Origin of the sequence: Enterobacter cloacae complex sp. P15RS (assembly GCF_014895905.1) — a bacterium.
Taxonomy (GTDB): domain Bacteria; phylum Pseudomonadota; class Gammaproteobacteria; order Enterobacterales; family Enterobacteriaceae; genus Enterobacter; species Enterobacter quasihormaechei.
Genome location: NZ_JADBQL010000010.1, coordinates 1 through 13,066, shown reverse-complemented (window position 1 = coordinate 13,066; position 13,066 = coordinate 1). Strand labels below are relative to the sequence as shown.

The 13,066-nt window shown below is 55.9% G+C and carries 11 protein-coding genes and 1 riboswitch; of the genes, 8 read left to right on the top strand and 3 right to left on the bottom strand.

The genetic code is table 11. The features are described 5' to 3' along the window. Nucleotides 1-245: 245 nt before the first annotated feature. Nucleotides 246-1,397, bottom strand: a complete 1,152-nt coding sequence (gene argE / locus IM267_RS06460; RefSeq protein ID WP_058610676.1) for an acetylornithine deacetylase — start codon at nucleotides 1,395-1,397, stop codon at nucleotides 246-248. An 88-nt stretch (nucleotides 1,398-1,485) separates the two neighbouring features. Here argE and argC point away from each other — a divergent pair, with 88 nt between their 5' ends. From argC to oxyR, 4 genes are all read left to right on the top strand, one after another. Next, nucleotides 1,486-2,490 carry an N-acetyl-gamma-glutamyl-phosphate reductase gene (gene argC, locus IM267_RS06455; RefSeq protein WP_131637420.1) on the top strand — a complete coding sequence of 335 codons (1,005 nt, stop codon included), beginning with the start codon at nucleotides 1,486-1,488 and terminating at the stop codon, nucleotides 2,488-2,490. A 6-nt stretch (nucleotides 2,491-2,496) separates the two neighbouring features. Next, nucleotides 2,497-3,273 carry an acetylglutamate kinase gene (argB, locus tag IM267_RS06450; protein WP_107534212.1) on the top strand — a complete coding sequence of 259 codons (777 nt, stop codon included), beginning with the start codon at nucleotides 2,497-2,499 and terminating at the stop codon, nucleotides 3,271-3,273. 105 nt (nucleotides 3,274-3,378) lie between these two features. Beyond that, complete coding sequence (argH, locus tag IM267_RS06445; RefSeq protein ID WP_063865468.1) at nucleotides 3,379-4,752, top strand: argininosuccinate lyase; 1,374 nt, start codon at nucleotides 3,379-3,381, stop codon at nucleotides 4,750-4,752. A 294-nt stretch (nucleotides 4,753-5,046) separates the two neighbouring features. Beyond that, on the top strand, nucleotides 5,047-5,964 hold the full coding sequence (gene oxyR / locus IM267_RS06440) for a DNA-binding transcriptional regulator OxyR (protein WP_003862055.1): 918 nt from the start codon (nucleotides 5,047-5,049) through the stop codon (nucleotides 5,962-5,964). Here oxyR and sthA read toward each other — a convergent pair. After that, the gene (gene sthA, locus IM267_RS06435; protein WP_003862057.1) at nucleotides 5,947-7,347 is read right to left on the bottom strand and encodes a Si-specific NAD(P)(+) transhydrogenase; all 1,401 of its coding nucleotides are present in this window, start codon (nucleotides 7,345-7,347) and stop codon (nucleotides 5,947-5,949) included. The genes oxyR and sthA overlap by 18 nt on opposite strands. Nucleotides 7,348-7,543: 196 nt before the next feature. Here sthA and fabR point away from each other — a divergent pair, with 196 nt between their 5' ends. Both fabR and IM267_RS06425 read left to right on the top strand, forming a co-directional pair. Beyond that, complete coding sequence (gene fabR / locus IM267_RS06430; protein ID WP_003862059.1) at nucleotides 7,544-8,182, top strand: HTH-type transcriptional repressor FabR; 639 nt, start codon at nucleotides 7,544-7,546, stop codon at nucleotides 8,180-8,182. Nucleotides 8,183-8,191: 9 nt separating this feature from the next. After that, nucleotides 8,192-8,551, top strand: a complete 360-nt coding sequence (locus IM267_RS06425; protein ID WP_006808647.1) for a YijD family membrane protein — start codon at nucleotides 8,192-8,194, stop codon at nucleotides 8,549-8,551. Between the two features lie 90 nt (nucleotides 8,552-8,641). On the opposite strand, the gene trmA is transcribed toward IM267_RS06425, so the two are convergent. After that, a complete protein-coding gene (gene trmA, locus IM267_RS06420; RefSeq protein ID WP_193033030.1) occupies nucleotides 8,642-9,742 on the bottom strand; it encodes a tRNA (uridine(54)-C5)-methyltransferase TrmA in 1,101 nt (366 codons plus the stop codon). A 104-nt stretch (nucleotides 9,743-9,846) separates the two neighbouring features. Further along, nucleotides 9,847-10,022: riboswitch (cobalamin riboswitch) on the top strand. A gap of 65 nt (nucleotides 10,023-10,087) precedes the next feature. Between trmA and btuB the strand changes: the two genes are divergently transcribed. Together btuB and murI are read left to right on the top strand one after the other, a co-directional pair. Further along, nucleotides 10,088-11,938: a TonB-dependent vitamin B12 receptor BtuB gene (gene btuB / locus IM267_RS06415; RefSeq protein ID WP_193033029.1), complete on the top strand. Its 1,851-nt coding sequence runs from the start codon at nucleotides 10,088-10,090 to the stop codon at nucleotides 11,936-11,938. Beyond that, entirely contained in the window at nucleotides 11,883-12,734 is an 852-nt protein-coding gene (gene murI / locus IM267_RS06410) for a glutamate racemase (RefSeq protein ID WP_032608099.1), read from the top strand. The genes btuB and murI overlap by 56 nt, the downstream gene beginning before the upstream one ends. The last annotated feature ends 332 nt before the right edge of the window (nucleotides 12,735-13,066 follow it).

Genomic DNA, 13,066 nt, shown 5'->3' with positions numbered 1-13,066 from the left:
AAAACCCAGTCACCCCATCATTTTTGTTTATGCCCAGGCGAAAATCTTCTGGACATTATTTTGTCATCTCCCTTTATAAAGCCACGTAAAACCCCCGTCGTCAATTGCTGCGAAAACGGTTCAGCAAACGAATAAATGCGGGCAATTTACGAAATTTAATTCGCATTGCGTCAGATAAGAGATGCTTATGGGAATGTGACGGAGATCGCGGGATTTTCCCCTCTCCAGGGAGAGGGGAAGCGTCATTAATGCCAGCAGAAATGATGCACAACCTGAGTAATCAGTTCGCGGGTGGGCTTGATGAAGCGGGTTTCCAGATACTCATCCGGCTGATGGGCCTGGTTAATGGAGCCAGGACCAAGAACCAGCGTTGGGCACAGGGTCTGAATAAACGGCGCTTCGGTGCAGTAGTTCACCACGTCGGTTTTCTCGCCGAGCAGTTTTTCCACGACCTGAACCAGCTGATGGTCTGGCGGGCATTCGTAGCCTGGAATCGGCGGATGCAGTTCAGAGACCGTCAGGCGACCCGGCCAGCGCTCGCTGACCGGAGCCAGCGCTTCGTTCAGCAGGCCATCCAGATCGCTCAGCGTCATGCCCGGCAGCGGACGAATATCCATATGCAGTTCGCAGCAGGCACAGATACGGTTGGACGCATCGCCGCCGTGCAGGCTACCGAGGTTCAGCGTTGGATAAGGCACGGTAAACGCTTCGTAGTGATAACGCTCTTTCAAATCGTCGCGCAGGGTCATGATGCGGCCAATGGCGTCGTGCATCAGCTCAATGGCGTTCACGCCGCGCGCCGGATCGCTGGAGTGGCCGGACTGGCCCAGCACGCGCACCGCGGTAGAAATATGCCCTTTGTGCGCACGAATCGGTTGCAGAGAGGTGGGCTCGCCGATGATCGCGCAGTCCGGGCGAATCGCTGTGTTTTCAGAGAAATAACGTGCACCCGCCATGCTGGTCTCTTCATCGGCGGTCGCCAGAATGTAGAGCGGCTTTTTCAGGGTTGTCACGTCCACGTCACGCAGCGCGTCGAGGATAAAGGCGAAGAAGCCTTTCATGTCCGCCGTGCCGAGACCGTAGAGCTTGTTGTCGTGTTCGGTCAGCGTGAACGGATCCCGCGTCCAGCGGCCATCGTCAAACGGCACGGTGTCGGTATGACCGGCCAGCAGCAGGCCGCCCGCACCGGTTCCGGTACTGGCGAGCAGGTTAAATTTGTGGCGTGTTCCGGGGACGGGCTGAACCTCAACGTTAAACCCAAGATCGCTAAACCAACCCGCCAGCAGATTGATTAAAGACTCATTGCTCTGGTCCAGCGCTTCTTCCGTCGCGCTGATGGAGGGTGTGGCAATCAGGGCGCGGTAAATCTCGATAAATGGCGGTAAGTTCATTTTCATTGTTGACACACCTTAGGTCGTGATAGTATCAATATTCATGCAATAAATGTGAATAAAAATACATTAACGTTGAGCATAAAGGAACCCGATGTTGAATACGCTGATTGTAGGCGCTAGCGGTTATGCGGGCGCAGAGCTTGTAAGCTACGTAAATCGCCACCCTCATATGACCATAACCGCTTTGACCGTGTCAGCGCAAAGCAATGATGCCGGAAAGTTAATTTCTGATTTGCATCCGCAGCTTAAAGGCATTGTCGATCTGCCGTTGCAGCCGATGTCCGACATCAGCGAGTTCACCGATGGCGTTGACGTGGTGTTTTTAGCCACGGCGCATGAAGTCAGCCACGACCTGGCACCGCAATTTTTAGCGGCCGGCTGCGTGGTCTTTGACCTCTCCGGCGCGTTTCGCGTAAACGACAGCGCGTTCTACGAAAAATATTACGGTTTCACCCATCAGCATCCGGATCTGCTTGAAAAAGCGGTCTACGGCCTGGCGGAGTGGAGCGCCGATAAACTGAAAGAAGCGAACCTGATTGCCGTGCCGGGCTGCTACCCGACGGCGGCGCAGCTCTCCCTGAAGCCATTGATCGACGCCGGTCTGCTGGATCTGCACCAGTGGCCGGTGATCAACGCCACCAGCGGCGTGAGCGGAGCAGGGCGCAAGGCCGCTATCTCCAACAGCTTCTGCGAAGTGAGCCTTCAGCCGTATGGCGTGTTCAATCACCGTCATCACCCTGAAATCACCACGCATCTGGGCGCGGAGGTGATCTTCACCCCGCACCTCGGCAGTTTCCCGCGCGGGATCCTCGAAACCATTACCTGCCGCCTGAAGCCGGGCGTGACCCAGGCGCAGGTGAGCGAGGCCTTCACGCAGGCATACGCGGATAAACCGCTGGTGCGTCTGTACGACAAAGGCGTGCCGGCATTGAAAAACGTGGTTGGCCTGCCGTTCTGCGACATTGGCTTTGCCGTACAGGGCGAACATCTGATTGTGGTCGCCGCAGAAGATAACTTACTGAAAGGCGCTGCCGCGCAGGCAATGCAGTGTGCAAATATTCGTTTCGGCTTCCCTGAAACGCAGGCTCTTATTTAAGGTGTGATGATGAACCCATTAATTATCAAACTCGGTGGTGTGCTGCTGGACAGCGAAGAAGCGCTGGAGCGCCTGTTTACCGCGCTGGTGAACTATCGCGAATCGCACCAGCGTCCGCTGGTGATTGTGCACGGCGGCGGCTGCGTGGTGGATGAGCTGATGAAAGGGCTGAATCTGCCGGTGAAAAAGAAAAATGGCCTGCGCGTCACCCCTGCTGACCAGATTGATATCATTACCGGCGCGCTGGCGGGCACGGCGAACAAAACGCTGCTGGCATGGGCGAAGAAACACCATATCGCCTCCGTTGGCCTCTACCTGGGCGACGGTGACAGCGTAAAAGTGACCCAGCTTGACGAAGAGCTCGGCCATGTTGGACTGGCGCAGCCAGGTTCGCCTAAGCTGATTAACACCCTGCTGGAAGGCGGTTTTCTGCCGGTAGTGAGCTCTATCGGCGTGACCGAAGCGGGCGAGCTGATGAACGTCAACGCGGACCAGGCGGCAACCGCCCTGGCGGCCACGCTGGGCGCTGACCTGATCCTGCTCTCCGACGTGAGCGGCATTCTGGACGGCAAAGGCCAGCGTATTGCGGAAATGACCGCCGCAAAAGCCGAGCAGCTGATCGATCAGGGCATTATTACCGACGGCATGATCGTTAAGGTGAATGCGGCGCTGGATGCGGCGCGCACGCTGGGTCGCCCGGTGGATATCGCCTCCTGGCGCCATGCGGAGCAGCTTCCGGCGCTGTTTAACGGCACGCCGATTGGTACGCGTATTCTGGCTTAAGATTCTGTGCCGGATGGCGCTTCGCTTATCCGGCCTACGTGAATTTTGTAGGCCCGGTAAGCGCAGCGCCACCGGGCAAAAATATCATCATTAAGGAAATTCGTTATGGCACTTTGGGGTGGGCGTTTTACACAGGCAGCGGATCAGCGGTTCAAACAGTTCAATGACTCTTTGCGCTTCGACTACCGCCTGGCCGAACAGGATATCGTCGGCTCTGTGGCCTGGTCCAAAGCGCTGGTGACCGTTGGCGTGCTGACCGCAGACGAACAGCAGCAGCTGGAAGAGGCGCTGAACAACCTGCTGGAAGAGGTGCGCCTGGATCCGCAGCAAATCCTCCAGAGCGATGCCGAAGATATTCACAGCTGGGTGGAAGGTAAACTCATCGACAAAGTCGGCCAGCTGGGTAAAAAACTGCATACCGGCCGTAGCCGTAATGACCAGGTTGCGACCGACCTGAAGCTGTGGTGCAAAGAGACCATAGGCGAACTGCTGGCGGCAAATCGTCAGTTGCAGGGCGCGCTGGTGGAAACCGCGCAGAACAACCAGGACGCGGTGATGCCGGGTTATACCCACCTGCAACGCGCGCAGCCGGTGACGTTCGCGCACTGGTGTCTGGCCTACGTTGAGATGCTGGCGCGTGATGAAAGCCGGTTGCAGGATACCCTAACGCGTCTGGACGTGAGCCCGCTGGGCAGCGGCGCGCTGGCCGGTACCGCATATGAAATCGACCGCGAGCAGCTGGCAGGCTGGCTGGGCTTTGCTTCCGCCACCCGCAACAGCCTGGACAGCGTCTCTGACCGTGACCACGTGCTGGAGCTGCTGTCGAATGCGTCTATCGGGATGGTGCACCTGTCGCGCTTTGCCGAAGACCTGATCTTCTTTAACTCTGGCGAAGCGGGCTTCGTGGAGCTGTCCGACCGCGTGACCTCAGGCTCATCCCTGATGCCGCAGAAGAAAAACCCGGACGCGCTGGAGCTGATCCGCGGCAAGTGCGGTCGCGTGCAGGGCGCGCTCACCGGCATGATGATGACCCTGAAAGGGCTGCCGCTGGCGTATAACAAAGATATGCAGGAAGACAAAGAAGGGCTGTTCGACGCGCTCGACACCTGGCTGGACTGCCTGCACATGGGCGCGCTGGTGCTGGACGGCATTCAGGTGAAACGTCCGCGCTGTCAGGAAGCGGCGCAGCAGGGCTATGCTAACTCCACCGAGCTGGCGGACTACCTGGTGGCGAAAGGCGTACCGTTCCGCGAGGCACACCATATTGTGGGCGAAGCGGTAGTGGAAGCGATTCGTCAGGGTAAAGCCCTTGAAGCGCTGGCGCTGGCCGACCTGCAAAAATTCAGCGCGGTTATTGGGGATGACGTCTATCCGATTCTGGCCCTGCAATCCTGCCTGGATAAGCGTGCAGCGAAAGGCGGCGTATCGCCGAAGCAGGTGGCGCAGGCGATTGCGGATGCGAAAAACCGCCTGATTTGATGCCTGAAACGTCGGGTGGCGGCTTCGCCTGACCCGACCTACAAAACCCCAGCCCAACCCTGAGTTGGGCTTTTTTTTGCAAAAAAAAAGCGGACCACGGGGTCCGCAAAAGTTCACGTTGGCTTTAGTTTTTCGAGTTTTGAGAGAAACTCGCTGACGGTGCGGGGACGTCAAGGGTCAAACACGGCCGCCTCGTCTATGTGGCGTATTATTCAACAGAATGCTTGATAGGGATAATCGTTCATTGCTATGCTATCTATCGCCATGAACTATCGTGGCGACGGAGGATGAATAATGAATATTCGTGATCTTGAATACCTGGTAGCGTTAGCCGAGCACCGCCATTTTCGCCGCGCGGCAGATTCCTGCCACGTCAGCCAGCCAACCCTGAGCGGACAGATCCGCAAGCTGGAAGATGAGCTGGGCGTAATGCTGCTGGAGCGCACCAGTCGTAAGGTACTGTTCACCCAGGCAGGTCTGCTGCTGGTGGATCAGGCGCGCACCGTGCTGCGCGAGGTCAAAGTGCTCAAGGAAATGGCAAGCCAGCAGGGGGAGGCGATGTCCGGCCCGCTGCATATTGGCCTGATCCCAACCGTTGGCCCGTACCTGTTGCCGCAAATCATTCCAATGCTGCACCAGACGTTCCCGAAACTCGAAATGTACCTGCACGAAGCGCAAACCCATCAGCTGCTGGCTCAGCTGGACAGCGGCAAGCTCGACTGTGCGATTCTGGCGCTGGTCAAAGAGAGTGAAGCATTTATTGAAGTGCCGCTGTTCGACGAACCGATGATGCTGGCGATCTATGAAGATCACCCATGGGCGAACCGCGATCGCGTGCCGATGGCCGATCTGGCGGGTGAAAAGCTGCTGATGCTGGAAGACGGTCACTGCCTGCGCGATCAGGCGATGGGCTTCTGCTTCGAAGCGGGCGCTGACGAAGATACCCATTTCCGCGCAACCAGTCTGGAAACGCTGCGTAATATGGTGGCAGCGGGAAGCGGTATTACGCTGCTGCCGGCGCTGGCGGTGCCGCACGAGCGTAAACGCGATGGCGTGGTCTATCTGCCGTGCATCAAGCCGGAGCCGCGTCGCACCATTGGTCTGGTTTATCGTCCGGGTTCACCGCTGCGCAGCCGCTATGAGCAGCTGGCAGAGGCCATCCGCGGTGCGATGGATGGCCATTTCGACAGCGCGTTAAAACAGGCGGTTTAAGCCATTCAGCGCGGCTACCCGATAGGCTTCCGCCATGGTCGGGTAGTTAAAGGTGGTGTTAACGAAGTACTCAATGGTGTTGCCACCACCTTTTTGCTCCATGATCGCCTGGCCGATGTGAATGATTTCCGCCGCGCGTTCACCGAAGCAGTGAATCCCGAGGATCTCTTTCGTCTCGCGATGGAACAGGATCTTCAGCGTACCCACGCTCATCCCCACGATTTGCGCCCGCGCCAGATGTTTAAACTGGGCACGACCCACCTCGTAAGGCACCTTCATGGCCGTCAGCTGCTGCTCGGTCTTACCGACAGAACTGATTTCCGGAATGGTGTAGATACCCGTCGGGATATCTTCGATCAGATGCGCCGTCGCTTCACCTTTCACCAGGGCCTGTGCGGCGATGCGGCCCTGATCGTACGCAGCGGAGGCCAGGCTTGGGTAACCAATCACGTCGCCCACCGCGTATACGTGCGGCAGCGCGGTCTGATACATGCTGTTGACCTTCAGCTGACCGCGGCTGTCGGTTTCGAGCCCGATATTCTCCAGCTGCAATGAATCCGTGTTGCCGGTACGGCCGTTGGCGTACAGCAGGCAGTCTGCCTTCAGCTTCTTACCTGACTTCAGGTGCATGATCACACCGTCGTCGCAGCCCTCAATCTTTTCGTACTCTTCGTTGTGGCGAATCACCACGCCGCTGTTCCAGAAGTGGTAGGAGAGAGAGTCCGACATCTCCTGATCGAGGAACGCCAGCAGGCGGTCACGGGTGTTAATCAGGTCAACTTTGACCTCCATTCCGCGGAAGATCGAGGCATATTCACAGCCAATCACCCCCGCACCATAGATGATCACATGGCGTGGCTCGTGATGCAGGCTGAGGATGGAGTCGCTGTCGTAAATGCGCGGGTGCGAGAAGTCCACGTCTGCCGGATGGTACGGACGGGAACCGCAGGCGATCACAAATTTTTCAGCGGTGAGCGTCTCAACCGAACCATCGTGGCATTCCAGCGCCAGGGTGTGTTCATCCACAAAATGGGCGTTGCCTTGCAGAATTTCACAGTGGTTGCGCTCATAAAAACCCTGACGCATGCGCGTCTGCTGGTTAATGACCGTGTCTGCGTGATTCAGGATATCGGCAAAGGAGGAACGAAGAAGTCGGGAGTGGTCGCTGTAAAGAGGGTTCTGGTTAAATTCGATAATGCGGCTAACGGCGTGGCGGAGGGCTTTCGAAGGGATGGTGCCCCAGTGGGTGCAACCGCCGCCAACATTATGGTAGCGCTCAATCACCGCTACTCTGGCTCCCTGTTTTACCAGACCCATAGCAGCACCTTCGCCGCCGGGGCCGGAACCAATAACTATTGCGTCGTAATCGTAGGAATGTGGCATGGCAAGGCTTACCTGTTCTTATACATAAAAGCAACAGAATCATAACATCATTGCCTGGGTAACCCAATTATCGTTGTGCTTTTTTCGGGCAGTGGGGCACAAACCGCGCGTAAACAATCATTCACAAAGCCAGGTAAACAGATTAATTTTATTCTCTGGTATAGTGCCAACGGGCCTTTGGAAGGATTCAACTATCGTGATGGGCGTAAGAGCACAACAAAAAGAGAAAACCCGGCGTTCGCTGGTGGAAGCCGCATTCAGTCAACTGAGTGCTGAGCGGAGTTTTGCCAGTTTGAGCCTGCGTGAAGTGGCGCGCGAGGCCGGGATTGCGCCAACGTCCTTCTATCGTCATTTCCGTGATGTGGATGAACTGGGCCTGACCATGGTCGACGAGAGCGGTTTAATGCTGCGCCAGCTTATGCGTCAGGCGCGTCAGCGTATCGCCAAAGGCGGCAGCGTGATCCGCACCTCCGTATCGACATTTATGGAATTTATCGGCAATAACCCTAACGCGTTTCGCCTGCTGTTGCGTGAGCGTTCCGGGACGTCAGCCGCGTTTCGTGCCGCCGTCGCGCGTGAAATTCAGCATTTCATCGCGGAACTTGCCGACTATCTGGAACTCGAAAACCATATGCCGCGTGCGTTTACCGAAGCACAGGCTGAGGCGATGGTGACGATTGTGTTCAGCGCGGGTGCCGAAGCGCTGGACGTCAGCATTGAACAACGTAAGCAACTCGAAGAGCGACTGGTATTGCAGCTGCGGATGATTTCTAAAGGTGCGTACTACTGGTATCGCCGTGAACAAGAGAAGTTGGCACATCAAAACGATGAGTGAAGGTGAGTAATGAAACAGTCAGGTCAGGATAAAGGAACGCTGTTGCTGGCATTGATCGCTGGCTTATCCATTAATGGTACGTTTGCGGCGGTTTTCAGCTCAATTGTACCGTTCTCGATTTTCCCGATTATCGCGCTGGTGCTGACGGTGTACTGCCTGCATCAACGTTATCTGAACCGCACCATGCCTGTCGGGTTACCGGGGCTAGCCGCAGCCAGTTTTATCCTGGGTGTGCTGCTGTACAGCACCGTGGTGCGTGCGGAATACCCGGATATTGGCTCTAACTTCCTGCCTGCGGTACTGTCCGTGGCGCTGGTGTTCTGGATTGGCTCTCGTATGCGTAGCCGCAAGAGCCAGTTGCCAGAATAAAGGGTTTTGTCATTGTAGGCCGGATAAGCGATGCGCCATCCGGCTTTTTTGGCAGGTGTCGCTTCGCTTACCTGCCCTACAAGATTCACATTACTTTGCAGTAAGCAGTACGCCGCACTCCATATGGTGCGTATACGGGAACTGATCGAACAGCGCCAGACGTTCAACCTTGTGCGTCTGGCTCAATGTTTCCAGATTCTTGCACAGCGTCTCCGGGTTACAGGAGATGTACAAAATACGCGGGTACGCCTGCACCATCTTCTCGGTTTCGCTGTCCAGCCCGCTGCGTGGCGGATCGACAAAAATCGTCTCGCACTGGTAGCTCTTCAAATCAATGCCTTGCAGGCGGTTAAACTCACGTACGCCATTCATCGCCTGGGTGAACTCTTCTGCCGCCATACGAATGATTTGCACGTTATCGATGTGGTTAGCGGCAATGTTGTACTGCGCGGCCGCCACCGACGGTTTGGCAATTTCCGTCGCCAGCACGCGATCGAAGTTACGCGCCAGCGCCAGCGAGAAGTTACCGTTACCGCAGTACAGTTCCAGCAGATCGCCCGTCGACCCTTCCGTCGCGTTCAGCGCCCACTCCAGCATCTGCACGTTCATGGCGGCGTTCGGCTGGGTGAAGCTGTTCTCCACCTGACGGTAAACCATCTCTTTACCCGCTACCGGCAGACGCTCATCGACGTAATCCTGATCCAGCATGATTTTGGTTTTGGTCGCGCGGCCAATCAGGTGCACGTTGATGTTCTGCGCGCGCAGCGCATCGCGCAGGGCTTCGGCCTGCTCGCGCCACTCGTCGCTCAGCGCTTTATGATAGAGCAGAGAGACAATGGCCTGATTGCTTTGGGTGGTCAGGTAGTCTATCTGGAACAGCTTGTTGCGCAGCACTGGATTGTTGCGCACGCCGTCAATCATCAGCGTCATCAGCTGGTTTATCAGTTCACTTGCCGCCGGAAAACTGTCTACGCGAATGCGGGATTTCGTCTGCTGATCGAAAATGATGTGGTACAGGTCATCGCCATCGTGCCAGATGCGAAACTCGGCGCGCATACGGTAGTGGCTGACCGGAGAACGAAACACCTCAGGAACGGGCGCGTTGAATGGCGTCATCATACTTTGCAGGCGGACAACTTTTTCTGCCAGCTGTGCGTCGTACTGTTCTGTCGGGAGGTGTTCTGGGGTCATGATGCATCCTGAGTGAGAAAGAATTACGCGGGGATTGTAGGGATTGTGCAGGGGATGTCCAGATTTAATGGCTAATAGCTATCTGGACATCTATACGTGTCTAATTGTAGCATTCTGTTTCCGGTCTCCTGAGAGTGAAAAGGGAATCCAGTGCAAATCTGGAGCTGACGCGCAGCGGTAAAGACTGGCGGGATGAACGTTGTAGACACTGTGAATACGGGAAGTCTTCATCCATAAACGCCACCCAGCCCGAAGACCTGCCGGGACCACGTCGCATTTGGTTTCATCATCGCGTGCTATCGATGAGGCCTGCGGCATCCTTCTTATATTATGGATGCTTTAACAATGATTAAAAAAGTATCGCTGTTGACGGCGTTTTCCGTCACGGCATTTTCGGGCTGGGCGCAGGAAAGCGCTGACTCGTTGGTGGTGACAGCAAACCGTTTCGAACAACCGGCAAAAACTGTTCTGGCTCCGACATCCGTCGTGACGCGTGAGGATATTGAACGCTGGCAGGCAACGAGCGTTGTGGAAATCATGTCACGCCTGCCGGGCGTGGACATCGCACAAAGCGGTGGGATGGGGTCGACCTCTTCTACGTTTATTCGCGGTACGGAATCCCGTCATGTTCTGGTGCTGATTGATGGCATCCCCCTGAACAATGCCGGGATCAGCAACGTTCCCGACTTAAGTCAGATCCCGACCTCGCTGATTCAGCGTATTGAGTACATTCGCGGCCCGCGTTCGGCGCTGTACGGCTCCGACGCGATTGGCGGCGTGATTAACATCATTACCGGGCGCGATAAGCCGGGCGCGGAAATTTCGGCGGGCGTTGGTTCAAAGGGGTATCAAAACTATAACGGTGCCTTCCAGCAGGTGTTCGATAAAACGAAAATCACCATGGCCGGGGATTACACCTATACCCGTGGTTTTGATATTGCCGCAAAAGATGCCCCGCGCCAGCCAGACCGCGATGGTTTTATGAGTAAATCTCTGTTTGGCTCGGTGGAACAGCAGTTTACCGACAGCGTCAGCGGGTTCTTCCGTGGCTTTGGCTACGATAACCGCTCCGCGTACGACGGTTACGATCACTATGGCGCGACCGGCATTGACGGGCGCCCGGACACGCGTCAGGTCTACAGCCAGAACTGGGACACCGGGTTGCGTTACAACCAGGGTATCTTCCAGTCACAGCTGGTGGCAGGCTATGGCCGCAGCAAAGACCAGAACTATGATCCGAAAAAAGGCCGCTACGCTGACTCCGCAACCATGGATGACGTGAAGCAGTACACCACCCAGTGGCTTAATACGGTTGAAGTGGGACACGGCAATATCGGCGCGGGTCTGGACTGGCAGAAGCAGAAAACCCAGGCGGGAACGGGCTATCTGGAAAAAGGTTACGAACAGCGTAACACCGGCGTGTTCCTTTCAGCGATGCAGCAGTTCAACAGCGTGACGCTGGAAGCGGCGGCGCGTAATGACGATAACTCTAACTTTGGCAATCATGCCACTTGGCAGACCAGCGCCGCATGGGAGTTCATCGACGGGTATCGCATCATCGGTTCTTACGGCACAGCGTATAAAGCGCCGACCATGAGCCAGATCCACAGTAAGGATTACGGCAATCCGGACCTGAAGCCAGAAGAGAGTAAGCAGTGGGAAGGTGGTTTTGAAGGCCTGACGGGGCCGGTAAACTGGCGCGTGACGGGCTATCGTAATGATATTGATAACCTGATTAACAGCGACCCGCGGACCTACCGTTATTACAACGTGGATAAGGCTCGCATCAAAGGGATTGAGGCGACGGCGCAGTTCGATACCGGACCGGTAGGGCACCAAATTTCCTATGACTACGTTGACCCGCGCAATGCGAAAACCAACGAAGTTCTGGCGCGTCGCTCAAAGCAGCAGGTTAAGTATCAGCTTGACTGGCAGGTGTGGGACCTCGACTGGAATCTGGCGTACCGTTATCTGGGCACCCGCTATGACGTCGCCGTTGATCCCAATACTTATGCAACAGAACGCGTAAAAATGGGCGGCGTCAGCCTGTGGGATGTCGCGGTTTCATATCCTGTCACCTCTCATCTCACAGTTCGTGGTAAAATAGCCAACCTGTTCGATAAAGATTACGAGACAGTTTATGGCTACGAAACTGCAGGACGGGAATACACCTTGTCTGGCAGCTACACCTTCTGATCCGCGTCCCACCGTGCTGGTGTTTGATTCCGGCGTCGGTGGGCTTTCAGTCTATGATGAGATTCGGCAGCTCCTGCCGGATCTCCATTACATCTACGCCTTCGATAACGTCGCGTTCCCGTATGGGGAAAAGAGTGAAGACTTTATCGTTGAGCGCGTGGTTGAAATCGTTACCGCGGTACAAAAGCGCTACCCCCTGGCGCTGGCGGTGATTGCCTGCAATACGGCAAGCACGGTCTCTCTTCCTGCCCTGCGCGAAAAATTCCCGTTCCCGGTTGTGGGCGTGGTGCCGGCAATTAAACCTGCTGCGCGCCTGACGGCGAACGGCATTGTGGGTTTGCTGGCGACGCGCGGTACTGTAAAACGTCCTTATACGCGCGAGCTTATTGAGCGCTTTGCCAATGAATGCCAGATCGCCATGCTCGGTTCCGCGGAGCTGGTGGAAATGGCGGAAGCGAAGCTGCACGGCGAGACGGTCTCGCTTGAAGAGCTGCGCCGCATTCTGCGTCCATGGCTGCGGATGCAGGAACCCCCGGATACGGTTGTTCTTGGATGTACCCATTTCCCGCTGTTACAGGAAGAGCTATTAAAGGTCTTGCCTGAAGGAACCCGGCTGGTGGATTCCGGTGCGGCGATTGCGCGTCGGACGGCCTGGCTGCTGGAACACGAGGCGCCGGATGCGAAATCAGCGGAAGCGAACATCGCTTTCTGTATGGCGATAACAAAAGAAACTGAACAACTTTTACCCGTTTTACAGCGTTACGGCTTCGAAACGCTCGAAAAACTGGCGCTGTAGCACGGTTTTGAGCAAAAAAGAGACGGTTGAACGTTTTTTTTCAAAGAGGGGTTGTCAACGTCTGAGAACTCCCTATAATGCGCCTCCACTGACACGGAACAACGGCTTACAAGCCGCCGGGACAGCGGGGTTCAGAGATGAACGCCAACAGAGAAAAGTAAAAATAATTGCTTGACTCTGAAAGAGGAAAGCGTAATATACGCCACCTCGCAACGGTGAGCTGAAAGCCGCGTTGCAACTGCTCTTTAACAATTTATCAGACAATCTGTGTGGGCACTCAAAGTGACATGGATTCTTAATGTCGCAAGACGATAAATGAATACCAAGTCTCA

Bases quoted from the DNA above. Each gene is read 5' to 3' on its own strand.
- argE (WP_058610676.1), bottom strand. From the start codon at position 1,397: ATGAAAATGAACTTACCGCCATTTATCGAGATTTACCGCGCCCTGATT.
- argC (WP_131637420.1), top strand. From the start codon at position 1,486: ATGTTGAATACGCTGATTGTAGGCGCTAGCGGTTATGCGGGCGCAGAG.
- argB (WP_107534212.1), top strand. From the start codon at position 2,497: ATGATGAACCCATTAATTATCAAACTCGGTGGTGTGCTGCTGGACAGC.
- argH (WP_063865468.1), top strand. From the start codon at position 3,379: ATGGCACTTTGGGGTGGGCGTTTTACACAGGCAGCGGATCAGCGGTTC.
- oxyR (WP_003862055.1), top strand. From the start codon at position 5,047: ATGAATATTCGTGATCTTGAATACCTGGTAGCGTTAGCCGAGCACCGC.
- sthA (WP_003862057.1), bottom strand. From the start codon at position 7,347: ATGCCACATTCCTACGATTACGACGCAATAGTTATTGGTTCCGGCCCC.
- IM267_RS06425 (WP_006808647.1), top strand. From the start codon at position 8,192: ATGAAACAGTCAGGTCAGGATAAAGGAACGCTGTTGCTGGCATTGATC.
- trmA (WP_193033030.1), bottom strand. From the start codon at position 9,742: ATGACCCCAGAACACCTCCCGACAGAACAGTACGACGCACAGCTGGCA.
- btuB (WP_193033029.1), top strand. From the start codon at position 10,088: ATGATTAAAAAAGTATCGCTGTTGACGGCGTTTTCCGTCACGGCATTT.
- murI (WP_032608099.1), top strand. From the start codon at position 11,883: ATGGCTACGAAACTGCAGGACGGGAATACACCTTGTCTGGCAGCTACA.